Annotated in this window: 16 protein-coding genes; 5 read left to right on the forward strand and 11 right to left on the reverse strand. The window is 60.2% G+C overall.

What is annotated here, in order from left to right; genetic code table 11:
* Positions 1-3: 3 nt before the first annotated feature.
* From pheA to mtnA, 4 genes are all read right to left on the reverse strand, one after another.
* Positions 4-1,098, reverse strand: coding sequence for a prephenate dehydratase (gene pheA / locus ACMGF8_RS26960; protein WP_016964092.1), 1,095 nt, complete (start codon positions 1,096-1,098; stop codon positions 4-6).
* Positions 1,098-2,183 (reverse strand): 3-phosphoserine/phosphohydroxythreonine transaminase, encoded by a 1,086-nt coding sequence (gene serC / locus ACMGF8_RS26965; RefSeq protein WP_102880987.1) that lies wholly within the window; start codon positions 2,181-2,183, stop codon positions 1,098-1,100. Before serC ends, pheA begins: the two co-directional genes overlap by 1 nt.
* Before the next feature lie 64 nt (positions 2,184-2,247).
* Positions 2,248-4,917, reverse strand: a complete 2,670-nt coding sequence (gyrA, locus tag ACMGF8_RS26970) for a DNA gyrase subunit A (protein WP_115580653.1) — start codon at positions 4,915-4,917, stop codon at positions 2,248-2,250.
* A 353-nt stretch (positions 4,918-5,270) separates the two neighbouring features.
* Positions 5,271-6,347, reverse strand: coding sequence for an S-methyl-5-thioribose-1-phosphate isomerase (gene mtnA, locus ACMGF8_RS26975; RefSeq protein ID WP_416757848.1), 1,077 nt, complete (start codon positions 6,345-6,347; stop codon positions 5,271-5,273).
* A gap of 108 nt (positions 6,348-6,455) precedes the next feature.
* On the opposite strand from mtnA, the gene ACMGF8_RS26980 reads away from it, so the two are divergent.
* From ACMGF8_RS26980 to ACMGF8_RS27000, 5 genes are all read left to right on the forward strand, one after another.
* Positions 6,456-7,787, forward strand: coding sequence for a TRZ/ATZ family hydrolase (locus ACMGF8_RS26980; protein ID WP_416757850.1), 1,332 nt, complete (start codon positions 6,456-6,458; stop codon positions 7,785-7,787).
* A 62-nt stretch (positions 7,788-7,849) separates the two neighbouring features.
* Positions 7,850-8,548, forward strand: a complete 699-nt coding sequence (ubiG, locus tag ACMGF8_RS26985; RefSeq protein WP_016964097.1) for a bifunctional 2-polyprenyl-6-hydroxyphenol methylase/3-demethylubiquinol 3-O-methyltransferase UbiG — start codon at positions 7,850-7,852, stop codon at positions 8,546-8,548.
* A gap of 3 nt (positions 8,549-8,551) precedes the next feature.
* The gene (gene mupP, locus ACMGF8_RS26990; protein WP_102860845.1) at positions 8,552-9,223 is read left to right on the forward strand and encodes an N-acetylmuramic acid 6-phosphate phosphatase MupP; all 672 of its coding nucleotides are present in this window, start codon (positions 8,552-8,554) and stop codon (positions 9,221-9,223) included.
* A 57-nt stretch (positions 9,224-9,280) separates the two neighbouring features.
* Entirely contained in the window at positions 9,281-10,021 is a 741-nt protein-coding gene (locus ACMGF8_RS26995) for a YciK family oxidoreductase (RefSeq protein ID WP_102880480.1), read from the forward strand.
* A gap of 368 nt (positions 10,022-10,389) precedes the next feature.
* Positions 10,390-11,316, forward strand: a complete 927-nt coding sequence (locus ACMGF8_RS27000; RefSeq protein ID WP_102860843.1) for a GGDEF domain-containing protein — start codon at positions 10,390-10,392, stop codon at positions 11,314-11,316.
* A 100-nt stretch (positions 11,317-11,416) separates the two neighbouring features.
* Here ACMGF8_RS27000 and ACMGF8_RS27005 read toward each other — a convergent pair whose 3' ends face one another.
* From ACMGF8_RS27005 to ACMGF8_RS27035, 7 genes are all read right to left on the reverse strand, one after another.
* Complete coding sequence (locus ACMGF8_RS27005; protein WP_222933806.1) at positions 11,417-12,169, reverse strand: TenA family transcriptional regulator; 753 nt, start codon at positions 12,167-12,169, stop codon at positions 11,417-11,419.
* 77 nt (positions 12,170-12,246) lie between these two features.
* The gene (locus ACMGF8_RS27010; RefSeq protein ID WP_102860841.1) at positions 12,247-14,706 is read right to left on the reverse strand and encodes an EAL domain-containing protein; all 2,460 of its coding nucleotides are present in this window, start codon (positions 14,704-14,706) and stop codon (positions 12,247-12,249) included.
* Between the two features lie 207 nt (positions 14,707-14,913).
* A complete protein-coding gene (locus ACMGF8_RS27015; protein ID WP_102860840.1) occupies positions 14,914-16,734 on the reverse strand; it encodes an ABC transporter ATP-binding protein in 1,821 nt (606 codons plus the stop codon).
* Positions 16,727-17,329 (reverse strand): DsbA family protein, encoded by a 603-nt coding sequence (locus ACMGF8_RS27020; protein WP_170003873.1) that lies wholly within the window; start codon positions 17,327-17,329, stop codon positions 16,727-16,729. Before ACMGF8_RS27020 ends, ACMGF8_RS27015 begins: the two co-directional genes overlap by 8 nt.
* 36 nt (positions 17,330-17,365) lie before the next feature.
* Positions 17,366-18,307, reverse strand: a complete 942-nt coding sequence (locus tag ACMGF8_RS27025) for a rhodanese-related sulfurtransferase (RefSeq protein ID WP_102880484.1) — start codon at positions 18,305-18,307, stop codon at positions 17,366-17,368.
* Between the two features lie 104 nt (positions 18,308-18,411).
* Entirely contained in the window at positions 18,412-18,711 is a 300-nt protein-coding gene (locus tag ACMGF8_RS27030; protein WP_102860837.1) for a BolA family protein, read from the reverse strand.
* A gap of 12 nt (positions 18,712-18,723) precedes the next feature.
* Positions 18,724-19,239, reverse strand: a complete 516-nt coding sequence (locus ACMGF8_RS27035; protein ID WP_102860836.1) for a DUF2059 domain-containing protein — start codon at positions 19,237-19,239, stop codon at positions 18,724-18,726.
* Between the last annotated feature and the right edge of the window lie 74 nt (positions 19,240-19,313).

The raw sequence follows: 19,313 nt of genomic DNA on the forward strand, positions 1-19,313 counted from the left end.
GCCTCAGAGAACCGCTTTCGGGTAGGAACCCAGCACCTTGAGTGCCACTGCTTCCTGACTGATCTTCTCCAGCACATCCTTGATCAACGGATCACGGTGGTGGCCAACGAAGTCGATGAAGAACACATAGGTCCATTTGCCGCTGCGCGAGGGTCGGGTCTCGATGCGCGTCAGGTCGATGCCGTTGTCGTGGAACGGCACCAGCAGCTCGTGCAACGCACCGGGCTTGTTGCTCATGGAGACAATGATCGAGGTCTTGTCGTCGCCAGTCGGCGGCACTTCCTGATTACCGATCATCAAGAAGCGCGTGGAGTTGTCCGGACGATCCTCGATTTTCTCTGCCAGTCGCGTCAGGCCATACAGACCCGCTGCCATATCGCCGGCGATAGCCGCCGAATTCCATTCGCCCTTGACCCGTTTGGCCGCCTCAGCGTTGCTGGACACCGCCACGCGCTCGACATTCGGATAATGGGCGTCCAGCCACTTGCGGCACTGGGCCAGGGACTGGGCATGGGAATAGATACGGCTGATGCTGTCGGTCTTGGTGTTCTCGCCCACCAGCAGATGGTGGTGGATACGCAGCTCGACTTCGCCGCAGATCACCATATCGTGTTCGAGGAAGCTGTCGAGGGTATGGTTGACCGCGCCCTCGGTGGAGTTTTCCACCGGCACCACGCCGAAATTAACCGCACCGGCCGCCACTTCGCGGAACACTTCGTCGATCGCCGCCATCGGCTTGCTGATCACTGCATGACCGAAATGCTTCATGGCCGCAGCCTGGGTGAAGGTGCCTTCGGGACCGAGATAAGCCACCTTCAGCGGCTGCTCCAGCGCCAGGCACGAAGACATGATTTCGCGGAACAAACGCGCCATCTCTTCATTGCCCAGCGGCCCCTGGTTGCGCTCCATCACCCGCTTGAGCACCTGAGCCTCGCGCTCGGGACGATAGAACACCGGCACTTCGCCTTCTGCCAGGGAAGCCATCTTCACCCGGGCAACTTCCTGGGCACAGCGCGCACGCTCACTGATCAACTCCAGGACCTTCTCGTCCAGAGCATCAATGCGCAGGCGCAGGGCCTTGAGTTCTTGCTCAGACATCAGCCGTGTTCCTTCTCGAACTCTGCCATGTAGGCTACCAGCGCATTGACTGCGTTGATGTCCACGGCGTTGTAGATGGAGGCGCGCATGCCGCCCACCGAGCGATGGCCCTTGAGGTTGAGCAGGCCACGAGCCTCGGCGCCAGCCAGGAACGGCTTGTCCAGGCGATCGTCGGCCAGGCGGAACGGCACGTTCATCCACGAGCGGTCGGACTTGTTGATCGGGTTGCTGTACAGGCCGCTGGCATCGATGAAGCCATACAGGGTGCGCTGCTTGACTTCGTTGAGCTTGGCGATGGCTTCCACCCCGCCCTGCTCCTTCAGCCATTCGAACACCAGGCCGGACAAGTACCAGGCCAGGGTCGGCGGCGTGTTGTACATCGAGCCGTTATCCGCAGCGACCTTGTAGTCGAGCATGGTCGGGCACAGGGAACGGGCACGCCCCAGCAGGTCTTCGCGAATGATGTTCACCAGGATGCCGCTAGGACCGATGTTCTTCTGCGCGCCGGCGTAGATCATGCCGAAACGGGAGATATCCACAGGGCGCGAGAGGATGTCGGAAGACATGTCGGCCACCAGGGGAACATCGCCGGTTTCTGGAATCCAGCTGAACTCCAGGCCACCAATGGTTTCGTTCGGCGCGTAATGCACATAGGCGGCGTCCTTCGACAGCTGCCATTCGTTCTGGCCGGGAATTGCAAAGTAGTCATAAGGCTTGGCAGTGGCCGCGACATTGACCTGACCGTAGCGGGAAGCCTCTTCGATGGCTTTCTGCGACCAGATACCGGTGTCGATGTAGTCAGCCTTGCCGCCTTCTGGCAGCAGGTTCAGTGGAATCTGGGCAAATTGCTGGCTGGCGCCGCCTTGCAGAAACAGCACTTTATAGTTCGAGGGGATATTCAGCAGATCACGCAGATCCTGCTCGGCCTTGGTGGCAATGGAGACGAATTCATCACTGCGATGACTCATCTCCATGACCGACAGGCCCTTGCCATGCCAATCCAGCAATTCGGCCTGGGCACGCAACAGGACAGCTTCAGGTAGCGCAGCGGGACCTGCGCAGAAGTTATAGGCTCGTTTGCTCACATCCACTCTCGCTATGCATTCACGGTAGCGGACAGAGCAAACACTCTGCCCTGCTACGATTTATTTAGTCTTTCGACTCTTCTTCGCCTGCGGCGTCTGCCTGTTGGCCATCGGTTGCATCATCCGGCTCGGCTACCGTATCCAGCACGGAACCCTCGAATTCAGCGCCCTCTTCACCTTCGTACTCTTCGCCTTCGATCTCCGATGGCTCCTGCACCCGCTCCAGGCCTACCAGGGTTTCATCGCTGGCCAGCTTGATCAGGGTCACGCCCTGAGTGTTACGACCCAGGCTCGACACTTCGTCGACACGGGTACGAACCAGGGTGCCCTGATCGGAAATCAGCATGATCTCCTCTCCGTCCAGCACCTGGACCGCGCCTACCAGGCGGCCGTTACGCTCGTTGCTGACCATGGCGATAACGCCCTGACCGCCACGCTTGTACTCTGGGAACTCGCTGATGGCCGTGCGCTTGCCGAAACCACGCTCGGAGGCGGTGAGAATCTGGCTGCCCTCTTCCGGAATCAGCATGGAGATCAGCTTCTGGCCTTCGGCCAAACGCATACCGCGTACACCACGAGCGGTACGGCCCATGGCACGCACGTCGGACTCCTTGAAGCGAGTCACCTTGCCACCATCGGAGAACAGCATGACTTCACGCTCGCCATCGGTAATCGCAGCGCTGATCAGCACGTCGCCTTCGTCCAGCTCCAGGGCGATCAAACCGACGCTACGCTGACGGCTGAAGGATTCCAGCGGGGTCTTCTTCACGGTGCCGTTGGCGGTGGCCATGAAGATGTAGTGACCTTCGGTGTATTCCTCTACCGGCAGCATGGTGGTGATGTACTCGCCATCGTCCAGCGGCAGCAGGTTCACCAGCGGACGGCCACGAGCAGCGCGGGATGCTTCAGGAATTTCGTAAGTCTTGAGCCAGTACACCTTGCCCTTGCTGGAGAACAGCAGCAGCGTGGTGTGACTGTTGGCTACCAGCAGGTGAGCAATGTAGTCCTCATCCTTGACGCCAGTAGCGGATTTACCTTTACCGCCACGACGCTGAGCCTGGTACGCAGCCAGGGGCTGGGTCTTGGCATAGCCGCCGTGGGAAATGGTCACCACGCGCTCTTCTTCCGGAATCATGTCGCCCAGGGTCAGATCGAGACGTGCATCGAGGATCTCGGTACGACGCACATCGCCGTATTCGGCACGGATCACTTCCAGCTCTTCGCGGATCACTTCCATCAGGCGCGTGGCGCTGTTGAGGATGCGGATCAGCTCGCCGATCTGGTTGAGGATCTCCTGGTACTCGGCCAGCAGTTTTTCGTGCTCAAGACCGGTCAGGCGGTGCAGACGCAGCTCCAGAATGGCTTGCGCCTGCTCCGGGGACAGGAAGTACTTGCCATCGCGCAAACCGTACTGCGGATCAAGGTTTTCCGGACGGCAGGAGTCCGCGCCGGCACGCTCGACCATGGTCATCACCGCGCTGGATTCCCATGGCGTGCTGATCAGCGCTTCCTTGGCTTCCGACGGTGTTGGCGAGGCCTTGATCAGGGCAATGACCGGGTCGATGTTGGACAGGGCAACAGCCTGGCCTTCAAGGATGTGACCGCGCTCACGCGCCTTGCGCAGCTCGAACACGGTACGACGGGTCACCACTTCGCGACGGTGACGAACGAAGGCTTCCAGCAGATCCTTGAGATTGAGGATCCGCGGACGGCCATCGATCAGCGCCACGATGTTGATGCCGAACACGGCTTGCAACTGGGTCTGGGCGTAGAGGTTGTTGAGGATCACCTCGGGTACTTCGCCGCGACGCAGCTCGATGACCACGCGCATACCGTCCTTGTCGGACTCATCGCGCAGTTCGGTGATGCCTTCGAGTTTCTTCTCTTTCACCAGCTCGGCGATCTTCTCGATCAGGCGGGCCTTGTTCAGCTGGTAAGGCAGCTCGGTGATGACGATCTGCTGGCGGCCACCCACCTTGTCGATGTCTTCGATGATCGAGCGGGCACGCATGTAGATGCGGCCACGGCCGGTGCGATAGGCCTCGATGATGCCTTCGCGACCGTTGATGATCGCTGCGGTCGGAAAGTCCGGGCCGGGGATGTACTGCATCAGCTCGTCGACAGTCAGCTCGGGATTGTCGATCAGCGCCAGGCAACCGTCGATGACTTCACCGAGGTTGTGCGGCGGAATGTTGGTCGCCATGCCCACGGCAATACCGCTGGAACCGTTGACCAGCAGGTTGGGGATCTTGGTCGGCATGACCGCCGGGATCATCTCGGTGCCGTCGTAGTTCGGCACCCAGTCCACGGTTTCCTTGTGCAGGTCGGCCAGCAGCTCGTGCGCCAGCTTGGTCATGCGCACTTCGGTGTATCGCATGGCCGCCGCGTTGTCGCCGTCGACCGAACCGAAGTTACCCTGGCCGTCTACCAGCAGGTAGCGCAGGGAGAATGGCTGGGCCATACGAACGATGGTGTCGTACACCGCGGTATCACCGTGCGGGTGATACTTACCGATCACGTCACCGACAACACGGGCAGATTTCTTGTACGGCTTGTTCCAGTCGTTACCGAGCTCGCTCATCGCGTACAGCACACGCCGGTGCACGGGCTTCAAGCCATCGCGCGCATCAGGCAGTGCCCGCCCGACGATTACGCTCATCGCGTAGTCGAGGTAGGACTGTTTCAGCTCGTCTTCGATATTGACCGGGAGGATTTCTTTGGCCAGTTCGCCCATGAGAAGCCTGATTCCTTTTTCTGGTGAAACTTCGTCACATCCATATGGGACGAACGAAGCTCGCCGCTGCAGGCCTAGTGCCATGCACCGACTTACGACAAATCAACAAGTTATGCCATGGATTTGCGCAGTGAAGGCAGTCGCATCGGACCGCCTTGGAAACCGCCGGATGTTATCACAATCGCCGCCACGCACCTATCCCCCTGACGCGCATGGAGCATAGTTAGTTGACCGATGACAGCCTGATAAGAGACGAGAGAGGCTCAGAGGCCAAATTCGCACACATTTATGTGTTTTTTCCGACTCGGCGGCCCACCTCGGAAGTCATAGACAGCAACCTTCGAGGCCGAACATCAATGCAAGCGCTTACGGCACATCAATTGCGCCATCTTTGCTGCATCCGGACGTTCGACGACACCCTTTTCGGTGACGATGGCGTCGATCAGGTCCGCGGGCGTCACATCGAACACCGGATTGAAGACCTCCACATCCGCCCCCACCCGCTTGCCAGCGAGCTCCAGCAACTCTGCGGCGTCGCGCTCCTCGATGGGAATGTCGTCCCCACTGGCCAGATTCATGTCGATGGTCGAACTGGAGGCCACCACCATGAAGCGCACGCCGTGATGCATGGCATTGACCGCCAGCTGATAGGTGCCGATCTTGTTCGCCACATCGCCATTGGCGGCGATTCGGTCAGCACCGACAACGACCCAGGTCACACCTTTGGTCTTCATGATGTGGGCGGCGGCAGCGTCGACGTTCAAGGTCACAGGAATGCCATCACTGGCCAACTCCCAGGCTGTCAGGCGCGACCCTTGGAGCCAGGGCCGGGTTTCATCGACATGAACTCGCTCCACCATGCCTTCCAGCCAAGCCGCACGAATCACCCCCAGAGCCGTGCCGAAGCCACCGGTCGCAAGAGCGCCTGTATTGCAATGAGTCAACAAGGCCTGGGGATTGCCCTGATGCCGACGAATCAAATCCACGCCCAGCTGAGCCATGGTCAGGTTGGCCTCGCGATCACTCTCATGGATCGACATGGCTTCGGCTTCCAGCGCCGCCAGCGGCTCAGCCTGATCCTTGACCCGATCCAGACGCTCGCGCATGCGATTCAAGGCCCAGAACAGATTGCCACCGGTCGGGCGAGACTCCGCCAACAGGGCAAAATCCGCCTCCAGAGCGGCCAACCAATCGCCGCCTACGGCAAAGCGCGCACGAGCCGCCAGGACCAGACCATATGCTGCGCTGATGCCAATGGCTGGAGCGCCGCGCACCACCATTGAACGAATCGCCTCGGCGACCCTGGCCGCGCTGTCGCAGGCAACCCAGGTCTCCTCGAAGGGCAGGTTCCGCTGATCGAGCAGGTACAGAGTGTTATCCCGCCAATCAATGGCCTTGACCTTCTCCGCAGCCAACAGACGATCGCGCATCCCTCACCCCGTACTCATGAACAAAAGCCGCGGATTATAGCGATCCCCCCGCCAAGACGCTCGGGTATACTTCGCCATCCTTTATATGAAGCCTTGGACCGATATTCGATGCCGAACCGTGAGACTGCGCTCGACCTGCTGCTGTTACCGACCTGGTTGGTGCCAGTGGAGCCAGCCGGCGTCGTCCTCAAGGAACACGGCCTGGGCATCCGCGACGGGCGCATTCTGTTCATCGGCCCGCGAGCCGAGGCATTGAAGCTTCGCGCCACCGAAGTTCGCGAACTGCCCGGCATGCTGCTCAGCCCGGGACTGGTCAATGCCCACGGGCACGCAGCCATGACGCTGTTTCGCGGCCTGGCCGACGACTTGCCACTGATGACTTGGCTGGAAAAGCATATCTGGCCCGCCGAAGCCAAGTGGGTGGATGAAGCCTTCGTCCGTGACGGTACCGACCTGGCCATCGCCGAGCAGATCAAAGGCGGCATCACCTGCTTCTCTGACATGTACTTCTTTCCGAAGGTTGCCAGCGAGCGCGTTCACAACAGCGGCATACGCGCCCAACTCGCCATACCGATCCTCGACTTCCCCATTCCTGGAGCCCACGACGCCGACGAAGCCATTCGTCAGGGCGTCGAACTGTTTGGTGATCTCAAGCACCACCCAAGGATCAAGATCACCTTCGGCCCCCATGCGCCCTATACCGTAGGCGATGAGAATCTGGAAAAGATCCGGGTGATCGCCGAAGAACTCGACGCCTCGATCCACATGCATGTGCATGAAACCGCGTTCGAAGTGGAGCAATCCCTGGAGCAGCGTGGCGAGCGCCCACTGGCGCGCCTGGCTCGATTGGGCCTCCTGGGGCCGCGCTTCCAGGCGGTTCATATGACCCAAATCAGCGATGACGACCTGGCTTTACTGGTAGAAACCAACACCAGCGTCATTCATTGCCCGGAATCCAACTTGAAACTGGCCAGCGGCTTTTGCCCGGTAGAGCGCCTGTGGCAGGCCGGGGTCAACGTCGCGGTGGGCACCGACGGCGCGGCCAGCAACAACGATCTGGACCTGCTGGGGGAAACTCGTACCGCCGCACTACTGGCCAAGGCCGTGGCAGGTTCGGCAACCGCCCTGGATGCCCATCGCGCCCTGCGCATGGCCACCCTTAATGGCGCCAGAGCCATGGGGCTGGAAAGCGAAGTGGGCTCTCTGGAAATCGGCAAGGCCGCAGACATGGTGGCCTTCGACCTGTCCGGTCTGGCCCAGCAACCGATTTACGACCCCGTGTCGCAACTGATCTACGCCACTGGCCGGGACTGCGTGAAACACCTGTGGGTCGCCGGCAAGCAACTGCTGGATGACCGGCGCCTGACTCGCCAGGACGAACAACAGCTGAGCGCCACCGCCCGCAACTGGGGCCAGCGCATCAGCGGCCACGCCCAATAACCCGGACCTTGAGCGGACGCTCGAGGCCCAACAGAGAATTTCTTAGCTTTGGAGTATCACCCATGAGCAACGTCGACCACGCTGAAATCGCCAAATTCGAAGCCCTGGCCCATCGCTGGTGGGACCGCGAAAGCGAATTCAAGCCCCTGCACGACATCAACCCGCTTCGGGTCAACTGGATCGACGAACGGGTCGGCCTGGCCGGCAAGAAAGTCCTCGACGTCGGCTGTGGCGGCGGCATCCTCAGCGAGGCCATGGCTCAGCGCGGCGCCACCGTGACCGGGATCGACATGGGTGAGGCACCTCTGGCGGTCGCCCAGTTGCACCAGCTGGAATCCGGCGTCAATGTCGAATACCGGCAGATCACCGCCGAAGCCCTGGCCGAGGAGATGCCTGAGCAGTTCGACGTGGTTACCTGCCTGGAAATGCTTGAGCACGTCCCTGACCCTTCATCGGTGATTCGCGCCTGCTTCCGCATGGTCAAGCCCGGCGGCCAAGTATTCTTCTCCACCATCAACCGCAACCCGAAGGCTTACCTGTTCGCCATCATCGGTGCGGAATACATCATGAAACTGCTGCCTCGCGGCACCCATGATTTCAAGAAGTTCATCCGTCCTTCGGAACTCGGCGCCTGGAGCCGCTCCGCCGGCCTGACCGTCAAGGACATCATCGGCCTGACCTACAACCCCCTGACCAAGCACTACAAACTGGCAGCGGACGTTGACGTCAACTACATGATCCAGACCCTGCGAGAGGAGTGAGACATGGCCATCAGAGCCGTTCTTTTCGATATGGATGGCACCCTGCTCGACACCGCGCCCGACTTCATCGCAGTCTGCCAGGGCATGCGCCGTGATCGCGGCCTGCCGCCGATTGCCGACCAACATATCCGCGACGAAGTTTCGGGCGGCGCCAAGGCCATGGTAGCCGTGACGTTTTCCATGGACCCGGAATCCCCGGGATTCGAGGAGTTACGCCTGGAATTCCTCGAGCGCTACCTCAAGCATTGCGCCGTGCACAGCAAGCTCTTCGACGGCATGGCGGAGCTACTGGCCGATATCGAAAAAGCCAATCTGATCTGGGGCGTGGTCACCAACAAGCCACTGCGCTTCGCCGAGCCGATCATGCAGCAACTCGGGCTGGCCGAGCGCTCGGCGCTACTGATCTGCCCTGACCACGTCAAGAACAGCAAGCCCGATCCGGAGCCGCTGATCCTGGCGTGCAAGATGCTCGACCTGGACCCTTCCAGCGTCCTGTTCGTCGGCGACGATCTGCGGGATATCGAATCCGGCCGCGACGCCGGCACCAAGACCGCCGCTGTGACCTATGGCTACATCCATCCGGACGATAATCCCCGGCACTGGGGTGCCGACGTGGTGGTCAACCATCCGCTGGAGCTGCGCCAGGTTCTGGATAACGCATTGTGCAGCTGCTAAGCGGCAGCAATTCCCGGCTAAGCGCCGGAGACGATCGAATTTCTGTTGAGGCCTTTTATGTTTGATTATTCCGCTCGCCCTGAACTGCTCAAGGACCGGGTCATTCTGGTCACCGGCGCCGGGCGTGGCATCGGCGCCGCCGCCGCCAAGACCTTTGCCGCCCACGGCGCCACTGTACTCTTGCTGGGCAAGACCGAAGCCAACCTGACCGAGGTCTACGACGCCATCGAAGCGGCTGGCCACCCCCAGCCAGTAGTGATTCCGTTCAACCTGGAAACCGCCCTGCCGCACCAGTACGACGAACTGGCAGCGATGATCGAGACCGAGTTCGGCCACCTCGACGGCCTGCTGCACAATGCCTCGATCATTGGCCCTCGCACGCCGCTGGAGCAGCTGTCGGGGGAAAACTTCATGCGAGTGATGCAAGTCAACGTCAACGCCATGTTCATGCTGACCAGCACCCTGCTGCCCCTGCTCAAACTGTCCCAGGATGCTTCGGTGGTGTTCACCTCCAGCAGCGTCGGCCGCAAGGGTCGGGCCTATTGGGGCGCCTACGGCGTGTCCAAGTTCGCCACTGAGGGTCTGATGCAAACCCTGGCCGATGAGCTGGACACTGTGGCGCCGGTCCGTGCCAACAGCATCAACCCGGGCGCCACCCGTACCAGCATGCGTGCCCAGGCTTATCCGGGCGAGAACCCCAGCAACAACCCGACACCGGAAGAGATCATGCCGGTCTACCTGTATCTGATGGGCCCGGACAGCACCGGAATCAACGGCCAGGCTTTCAACGCACAGTAACCCTCTCCGTTCGTCGCGACAGAATACTGTCGCGACGCCTTGGCAAGCCCAATCCCCAACGGGTTTCAAGCCAAACAAATGTCAGCCAAGGTAAGTCGTGCTCCCGCACACTCACCAACCATTTGAATTCAAACAAGTTTTATTCGTATGAACCGAATGGCACGAGTTTCGCTCTAACAACACTCAACCCACGGTGCATTGACGCTGCGGGAAACGGCTTGTGCCGAGGGCTTTATAGCCAAAGGCGAAGCGGCCTAAAATGTGCGCGATTGTCCTACGGGACTGAAGGAACAGTATGACGCGCAGCTCAGAGCCGCTCTCACCCAGGCAGAAACACCGTAATTAGTGCTCAGGGGGCTCAAGCTCAAATGAAAACACCGACCCAGACCAACGCAATTGACTTCGATAGCGCCAAATTGCAACGCCTGGGCTTTGGCCAACAGACACCGCTGATCAAACAGCCCGTCAGCCTCGGACAATTGCGCCAACAACTGGGACTGCAACTGCAAACCAGCCTTGAGCCGCAACGCATCCTCGGCCTGTTCTTTCGCGAAGTGCAACGCCTGGTCCCCCTCGACGCCCTCCATTACCAGCACCCACTCAGCGACCTGCGCCTGGAGTTCGGCCAGCGCGGTCACCACTCCATCAGCTACAACCTGAGCCACGAAGGCGAGTCCATGGGCGAGCTGGTGTTCCGCCGCAGCCAACGCTTCAGCGAGACCGAACAGGGTTACCTGGAGTCGTTGCTCTCAACCCTGCTGTACCCGATGCGCAACGCTTTGCTGTATCGCGCCGCAACCCGCAGCGCCCTGCGCGATCCGTTGACCGATACCGGCAACCGGATTGCCATGGACCAAACCCTGCAACGGGAAATCGAGATGGCTCGCCGCCACTCACTCCCTCTGTCACTGCTGATGCTGGACATCGACCACTTCAAGCGCATCAACGACAGCTACGGCCACAGCACTGGCGACGAAGTGCTCAAGGCCGTTGCCGCCTCGATCAAGGGGCAACTGCGCAATGTGGACATGGTCTTTCGCTTTGGCGGGGAAGAATTCCTGATCCTGCTCTCCAACACCGGGCGCGACGCAGCGGCGATGGTGGGCGAACGGCTGAGAAATGCCGCCCAAGCCCAGGAATACCAGGCTGACGGCAAACTGATCGAACTGACCGTCAGCCTGGGCTGTTCGACCCTGTTGCCGGGTGAGTCCGCAGAGAGCCTGTTGCGCCGCGCCGATAGCGCGCTGTACGTGGCCAAGCGGGAAGGACGCAATCGGCTGGCAATGGCGGGCTAGGTAGCAGGCCTCGCACTTGTATATCAATCACGGGCAACTCCACTGCCTCAGGCAACCCTTGCCCATGACAATCGACCTGCCCGTAAAGCCCCCGCCCGACTTACCCTTCAGCCAGCGCTAGGCGCTCGCGAGTCACTGTGGTTTTTTCCTGCTGCATGCAGCGCTCCAGGAACAGGTACATATAGTCATAGCTCTTGCAGATGGCTTGGCGCAGCTCAACTTGCAGGGCCTTGCTCGGATTCAAACCCGCCAGCGTGACGATAATTTCCAGGGCTTCCCAGGGATGAGCATCATCGTACTGGGCATGCATCTTCAGCCACTTCATGGCGCGCTTGCGGTCTTCTTCCGGGAACGCAGCGGCATAGACGCCGCTGGAACAGACCAGGGCCGACCATTCGCCCGTCGCCCCTTCAATGGCGTAGTTGGTTGCAGCGATCGCCACGATCAGCGAATCCGCCGAACTGGTGTGCCAGCACCAGTGACTCAAGGCATGCAGCTCCGGTGGCACTTGCTGAGCTTGCAAATCCTCCAGGGTCACACCATGGGCCCGACTCCAATGCACCCAGTAATCGGCATGATTGAGTTCGACCCGAATGTTGCGCATCAGCCAGCGACGCGCCATGTCTTCGCCAGGGTGACGGGCAAAACGGGTCTTGGTCAGGTTCTGCGCCATATACAGGGCGAACTGTTCAACCACAGGCCAGCCGCCGATCAGGTACTGACGCATGACTTTGGCACTGAGTTTGTTGTCACGCATGCGCTGATACAGCTCATGCTCCACAACACGGCGCTTGCTCTCGCTGCAGTCCCGGATCAATTGCTGAGTCCAGGCGGGGTAGCTGGCAGCTTCCATGAGCGGGCCGGTTCGGTTGAATGTGTCGATCACTGTCGGGCTCCTTTTGATTGTGATATGCGGATCCAAAAGAGGTTTCAACGGAACGTGCCGGGCGCCTTGAACAACAGCGGCTGTGGCCGCACGGGTCGACACTGCAAGCTGTCACAGGTGAACAATTGCGGACGTTCAACAATGTAGCCTTGAGCATAATCCACGCCGATCTCAAGCAGGGCCTGCTCGATCTGCGGTGTTTCAACAAACTCGGCAATCGTGCGCTTACCCATGACATGCCCGATGTGGTTGATCACCTCGACCATGGCGCGGTTAATCGGGTCGTCCAGCATATCCTTTACGAAACTTCCATCGATCTTGAGGAAGTCTACAGGCAAATGTTTGAGATAAGCGAACGACGACATTCCCGCACAAAAGTCATCCAGGGAAAAATGGCAGCCCAAACCCTTGAGTTCATTTATAAAACGGATCGCACTGCCCAAATTGGCAATTGCACTGGTTTCAGTAATTTCAAAACAGATCATCTTCGGCGGTACGCCATAGACCACGAACTGCTCTCGCAGGAAGTCGAGAAACTCGTCGTCGCCAATGGTGGTACCCGACAGATTGATCGCACACATCGCCATTGGTCCTTCCCGGCCCTCGGCAATGCACTGGGCGATGATCTTGAATACGTTCTGTACCACCCAGCGGTCCAGAGAGGTCATCAGGCCGTAACGCTCCGCCGCCGGAATGAAGCTGTCCGGCAGGATCATCCGGCCGGCCTCGTCGTGCAGGCGCAGAAGAATCTCGATGTGCCCACCATCATGCTCGGTACGACCTAGGGCGGTGATTTCCTGGGAATAGAGGCAGAAGCGGTTTTCCTCGAGGGCCATGTGCAGCCGCTGAACCCAGGCCATCTCGCCAAATCGCAGGGACAGTTCTGAATCGTCGGCATGATAGACCTGCACCCGATTGCGACCTTTCTCCTTTGCCATGTAACAGGCCATATCCGCTGCCCGCAACGACGCCTCAAGCGTGGTGGGAGTCTGGGCGATATGCACCAGCCCAATGCTCACGGTGGTCACGAATGGCCGGCCCTTCCAGACGAAATGCAGGTTCTGCACAGTCTGACGCAGCCCTTCGGCAATCTTCTCCGCCGCCTCCGGCGAGCAGTTCTCCAGAAGAATCCCGAACTCGTCCCCGCCCAATCGCGCCAGGGTGTCACCTTCGCGCAGCCCCGACTGCAGCAACGCGCAGATGTGCCGCAGCAACTCATCCCCAGCCGCATGGCCACAGGTGTCGTTGACCAGCTTGAACTGGTCCAGGTCCAGAAACATCAGCGCATGCCTGGCGGGCTGGCGGATCAAGCCGTGCAACGCCTGCTCCAGGCGGAATTCGAACTCCCGGCGATTGGCCAGGCCGGTCAAGGCATCGTGGGTCGCCTGCCAGGACAGATTGGCGATGTACTGCCGCTCCTGGGTCATATCGTGCAACACCAGTACCGTGCCACTGACCTTCCCGGCATTGCGGATCGGCGCACCCACCAGGGTCACCGACACCGTACTGCCATCCAGGCGCTGGATCAGCTTGGAATGCTCGCTGCCGCCACTGAGCTGGCCACTGAGGATGTGTTCGATCAGAGTGAAGCCGTCGGCCTGGGCGTTTTCGTCCAAGAGATTGAACAACGCCGCCAGGGGCAACCCCACCGCTTGCTCGGCCTTCCAGCGAGTCAGTTCTTCCGCCGCGGGGTTCATGTAGGCAATAGCGCCCTCGACATCCGTGGTGATCACCCCGTCACCAATGGACTGCAAGGTGATCTGCGCGCGCTCCTTCTCCAGTTGCAACGCGTCGGCAAAGGCATGCCGCTGGGCCAGCAGCTTGTGGGTACGCAGCAAGGCCAGGGCAATCAGGATCAGCGCTGTGGCCAGGTTGGTCACCAGCAAGAGGCGCAGGATCACCCGCGAGCCTTCCCCCAAGGCATCGCTGAAGGCCTTGGCCGCCGGCGTGACTCCATCGTTGATAGCAAAGATCTGACTCTTCCAACGTTGCACGTCGGCTTCGCTGGCACTGTTGCTGCCGATCCCCTTGTGCATCTCTCGGGCTACCGTATCGAGCTGCAGCAGGTAGCCGTCGCCCACGGTCCACAAATCGATGGCCTTTTCCAGATAGCTGAAATGGCGGAAGTTGAGGTACAGCCAGATCAGGCTAGGAACGTCATCCGGGTGATTGCCGCCCTTGAGAATCCCCAGGCGCGCCGCCTCAAGATCCGGCGGCTGGCTATCCAGGGCCACCCGCAACTCATGCCCGCCCTGGGGTACGGCTATGGCGTTCTGGTACTTGAGGAAGGTGCCTTCGTCACGGCTGTCGGCGTACAGATTGAGGTAGTAGATGGCGTCTTTCTGGCCTTTGGACCACAAGCTCTCACCGGCAACATAGCCACGCACTGCCGACAGGACATACAGGCTGAGGCCGCCCAACAGCGCTTGAAATAACACCACGGCGATAAAGGGCCAGACGATGCCCAACAACCGCGGCGTTGCGAAAGTCCGCTTTTGCTTCATGAGGGTCCTTGCTTGCGCACTGCCAAATGAACACCCAGTAGTCCCGACTCAGACAGCACAGATTAGGCGAATTTCCATAGCTCCGACGCAGGCTGGGCAGCGTCCGGGGCGAACCTTCACGGGGAAACGGCCGCTCTCTCAAGCCGAAGCGGTTATTCCACCAGGAAATTCAAGCACTAAACACAGAAACCCGGACAAAACTCAAGACTATCGAACCTGCTGCAAATGCCCGTATAGCTTGGCATAAAGGCCGCCATCAGCAATCAGCTGCTGATGGTCGCCATCTTCGGCGATCTGCCCGCCATCGAACACCAAAACCCGGTCAGCCTGTTTAACCGCCGACAGGCGATGAGCAATGATCAGCGTAGTCCGCCCACGCAGAAAACGCGTCAAGGCTTGATGCAGGTTGTACTCGGTGGCTGCGTCCAGAGCGGACGTGGCTTCATCAAGAATCACCACCTTGGGTTCGGCCAGTACCATCCGCGCAATAGCCAGGCGCTGGCGTTGCCCACCGGAAAGACGCACACCTGAGCGCCCGACCACACTGTCCAGGCCCTGGGGCAGCGCCCTGACGGTGGGTTCGAGCTGTGCAATTTCCAGGGCCTGCCAGCAAGCGCTATCACTGCGCTCACGGCCCATGGTCAGGTTGGCGCGAATCGTATCGTTGAACAAGGCAGGATGCTGCAGCACCACGGCGACGTGATCCCGTACCGTTTCCAGGCCAATTTCCTGCTGAGTGGCACCGCCAAAGCGGATCACCCCGGTCTGCGGCGTATACAGCCCCAGCAACAGCTGCACCAGGGTACTCTTGCCCCCACCACTGGCACCGACAATAGCCACCTTTTCACCAGGCGCAATCGACAGATTCATGTTGTCCAGCACCCGCTCATCGCCGTAGCCGAAGCTCAGGCCGCGGACCTCGATGCCGACGGTTTCGCGCCCCTGGAACGGATCCACGCCACCGCTGTACTGCGGCTCATCGGCCCGCGCCAGCAACTCGTTGATCCGGGTCAGGGCCCCGCCCGCGGCGTAATAGGCGTATTGCAGGTTCAGCAACTGCTCCACCGGGCCGATCATGAACCACAGGTAGCTGAACACCGCCAGCATCTGGCCGATGGACAGGTCGGAGAACAGCACTGTGAGCATCGCCGCCGCACGAAAAATGTCGATACCGAACTGGAACAGCAAACCACTGGCCCGGCCCGAGGCGTCGCTTTTCCACTGCGAGGCCACGGCGTAGTCCCGAACCTCCTCGGCACGCTGGCCCAAGCGTCCAAGAAAGTAGCCCTGGCGGTTGCTGGCGCGGACCTCCTGGATCGCCTCCAGGGTCTCGGTCAGGGCCTGGGTGAAACGCGAAGTGCTGTCATTTTCGAGCTTCTTCAGGTGCTTGACCCGCTTGCCCAGTTGCACCGTGGCAAAAATCACCAACGGGTTGAACAGCAGAATCAGCAGCGCCAGCTTCCAGTGCATCCACATCAGAATGCCGGCCGTACCCACCAGGGTCAGCATGGCCACCAGGAATCGGCTCAGGGTTTCACCGACAAACTTGTCCACCGTGTCCAGGTCGGTGACCAGATGCGTAGTGACCGTGCCTCCCCCCAGGCTTTCGTACTCCCCCAGGGAAATGCGCTTGAGCCGTTCGATCAGGCGCACGCGGATCCGATAGACGATGTCCTTGGCCAAACCGGCAAACAGCCGCGCCTGGACCACGTTGAACACCAGGGCGGAGCAACGCAGGATCAGGGTGATCAACAGCATCAACCCGATATAGCCCGCCGCAGTTTGCCAGCCATCGGGCAATAGGCGGTTCATCACTTGCAATGCGCCATCGCCATGGCCCAGCAGCACCTCGTCCACCAGCAACGGCAGCAACAGCGGAATCGGCACACTGCACAGCGTCGCCAGCACGGCCACCCCATTGGCAATCCACAGCGACTTTCTATGTTGCAGGGCCAGGCGACGGATTTCCCCCCAGCTCAAACGATCTACGGTTTTACCGGTGGGGCTTGAATCGACTGAATCAGGCACAGGCGGCGCGCTCCAACCAGCGTCCCAGCAACGGCGACAACTCGCTCAGCGGCTGATAGCCGTTGGTCAGCAAGGCCAACTGGCCGTTGCGTTCCGCCAGCAAGGTGGGAAATCCGGCGATCCCCAGGTCCTGGACCCAAGTAAAATCCGCCGCCGTGGCGGCATGCTGCTCGGCGCGATCGAAGGCTTCGGCGAACTCGATCCGAGGAACCCCGGCCTGCTCCGCCAACTCCACCAGCACACTGGCCAGGGTGACATCGCGGCCTTCGACATAGAACGCCCGCTGGATCAACCCCAACAGTTTCCAGGCACAGTCCGGAGCCAGGCTGCGAGCAGTGACGATGGCGCGACAAGCCGGCTCGGTGTCATAGACAAAGCCATCGGGCAAGGCACCCTCGAAGGTGAACGGCTGGCCGGTGGCCTGATGCACCGCCTGCCAGTGTTCAAGGATGTAGCGCCGGGTATTGGGCTCCAGTGCCGCCCCGCTGCCGGTGCGCAAGCCGCCCACCACCAGATGCAACTCGACTCCGGCGGCCTGGGCCTGCTCCGCCAGGGCCTGGGCCACGGGCGCAAAGCCCCAGCACCATGAACACATCGGGTCCATCACATAGAGCAGGCGGGCAGACATGGCTCAAGCCTCGGAAGGTGATTGCTTGTAGTTGTAACCAATCGGGTGCGGCAAGTTGCGGGCCTTGGCCAACTCAATCTGTTTCTGCCGATCGATGGCGCTGCGGCGAGTCTTCTCGCTCAGCTTGTCCCAGCAATGAGGGCAACTGATGCCCGGCACATAGTGCTCGGAAGCCCGATCCTCGACGCTCACCGGAGTACGGCAGGCATGACATTGATCGTAGTCGCCTTCGCTCAGGTCGTGGCGCACAGTGACCCGGTTATCGAATACAAAGCAGTCGCCCTGCCATTTGCTCTCTTGCTGCGGTACCTCTTCGAGGTACTTGAGGATCCCGCCCTTGAGGTGGAACACCTCGTCGAAGCCTTCACTGAGCATGTAGCTCGACGCCTTCTCGCAACGGATGCCACCGGTGCAGAACATCGCCACTTTCTTGTGCTTGCTCGGGTCGAAGTGGGCTTTGATGTAGTCCGGAAACTCGCGGAAGCTGGTGGTCTTGGGGTCGATGGCGCCTTCGAAGGTGCCGATGGACACTTCGTAGTCGTTACGGGTGTCGATCAGCAGCACTTCGGGATCGCTGATCAGGGCGTTCCAGTCCTGAGGCTCGACGTAAGTACCGACCTTCTTGTTGGGGTCCACGCCGGGCACACCCAGGGTGACGATCTCTTTCTTGAGCTTGACCTTGGTGCGATAGAACGGCTGCTCGTCGCAATACGACTCTTTGTGATCGATATCCACCATGCGTGGATCGTTCTTCAGCCAGGCCAGCAGCCCGTCGATGCCTTCACGACTGCCAGATACCGTGCCATTGATGCCTTCTTCGGCGATCAGCAGGGTGCCCTTGATGCCGTTGTCGAGCATGGCCTGCAGCAGGGGCTCGCGCAGGCTGACGTAATCTTCGAGGGTGACGAACTTGTACAGTGCCGCCACGACAATGGGTTGTGTCATGGGAAATCTCTCCAGGTGGCTACCCTCGTAAAGGGTGAACCGGATGCAAAAAAAAACGCGCCGGCATAAGCGGCGCGTTGCGGATTCTATCAAAAAAACCGCGATTAATGCTTACTGCCTCCGGCGCAGGTCGGCGAAGCCGGAGCCACACCGATCTTCGACCATTCCTCGGGTGTGTAAGTGTGCAGCGCCAACGCATGGAACTGGCCCATCAGCTCACCCAGGGTGGCGTAGACCTTCTGATGACGCTTGACGCTGTTGAGGCCGGCGAACTGCTCGCTGACCAGTACCGCCTTGAAGTGAGTTTCCAGGCCACGGCTGTGCATGTGGCTTTCATCCAGCACTTGCAGGTGCTCGGGCTGCAAGGCCCCGAGCGCCGTTTCGATACGTTGTTGCATGGTCATTGCAGGCTCCGCTTACTTCTTCTTCGCCGGAGCAGCCTTAGGCTCGAGCTCGGCGGTCATGTCGGCCAGCAGCTTGTTCACCACCGGTACCGCGCTTTCCAGCTTGGCCTGGGTCATCTGCGCCGATTGCTGAGTCAGCTGAGGCATTTTTTCCAGGACTTTCTTGCCCAGTGGCGACCGGTAGAACGCTACCAGTTCCTTGAGCTCTGACTCGCTGAAGTTGCTGGTGTAGAGCTTGACCATGTCCGGCTTCAGCTTGTTCCAGCCAATGGCCTGGTCCAGGGCCGCGTTGGCCTTGGCCTGGTAGGTTTCCAGCAGGGCGCGTTTGGATTCCGGGGCTTTGGTCTGCTCAAAACGCTGGGCAAACATTTGCTGGACTTGCATGTACACCGGCGTACCGAGCTTGTCCGCATGGGCCAGGGTCAGGAAGGCCTCGGCACTGGCGTTGTGGCTGGCGGTATCGGCAAGAACCTGGCCGCTGGCACACACCAGAACAACCGCGGTACAGATGGCACGAAAACGGGTCATCGAGTTTCCTTTATCTAGCAGGCGAGGTAGAACCCCAAGGGCGCCCATTCTGCGCCTATTAATCCGCGTCCCTC

The sequence above is a fragment of the Pseudomonas sp. BNK-7 genome (assembly GCF_048072025.1).
GTDB classification, from domain to species: domain Bacteria; phylum Pseudomonadota; class Gammaproteobacteria; order Pseudomonadales; family Pseudomonadaceae; genus Aquipseudomonas; species Aquipseudomonas danubii.

Coding starts and splice junctions, on each gene's coding strand:
- pheA (WP_016964092.1), bottom strand. CDS start 1,098: ATGTCTGAGCAAGAACTCAAGGCCCTGCGCCTGCGCATTGATGCTCTG.
- gyrA (WP_115580653.1), bottom strand. CDS start 4,917: ATGGGCGAACTGGCCAAAGAAATCCTCCCGGTCAATATCGAAGACGAG.
- mtnA (WP_416757848.1), bottom strand. CDS start 6,347: ATGCGCGATCGTCTGTTGGCTGCGGAGAAGGTCAAGGCCATTGATTGG.
- ACMGF8_RS26980 (WP_416757850.1), top strand. CDS start 6,456: ATGCCGAACCGTGAGACTGCGCTCGACCTGCTGCTGTTACCGACCTGG.
- ubiG (WP_016964097.1), top strand. CDS start 7,850: ATGAGCAACGTCGACCACGCTGAAATCGCCAAATTCGAAGCCCTGGCC.
- mupP (WP_102860845.1), top strand. CDS start 8,552: ATGGCCATCAGAGCCGTTCTTTTCGATATGGATGGCACCCTGCTCGAC.
- ACMGF8_RS26995 (WP_102880480.1), top strand. CDS start 9,281: ATGTTTGATTATTCCGCTCGCCCTGAACTGCTCAAGGACCGGGTCATT.
- ACMGF8_RS27000 (WP_102860843.1), top strand. CDS start 10,390: ATGAAAACACCGACCCAGACCAACGCAATTGACTTCGATAGCGCCAAA.
- ACMGF8_RS27005 (WP_222933806.1), bottom strand. CDS start 12,169: ATGGAAGCTGCCAGCTACCCCGCCTGGACTCAGCAATTGATCCGGGAC.
- ACMGF8_RS27010 (WP_102860841.1), bottom strand. CDS start 14,706: ATGAAGCAAAAGCGGACTTTCGCAACGCCGCGGTTGTTGGGCATCGTC.
- ACMGF8_RS27020 (WP_170003873.1), bottom strand. CDS start 17,329: ATGTGTTCATGGTGCTGGGGCTTTGCGCCCGTGGCCCAGGCCCTGGCG.
- ACMGF8_RS27025 (WP_102880484.1), bottom strand. CDS start 18,307: ATGACACAACCCATTGTCGTGGCGGCACTGTACAAGTTCGTCACCCTC.
- ACMGF8_RS27030 (WP_102860837.1), bottom strand. CDS start 18,711: ATGACCATGCAACAACGTATCGAAACGGCGCTCGGGGCCTTGCAGCCC.
- ACMGF8_RS27035 (WP_102860836.1), bottom strand. CDS start 19,239: ATGACCCGTTTTCGTGCCATCTGTACCGCGGTTGTTCTGGTGTGTGCC.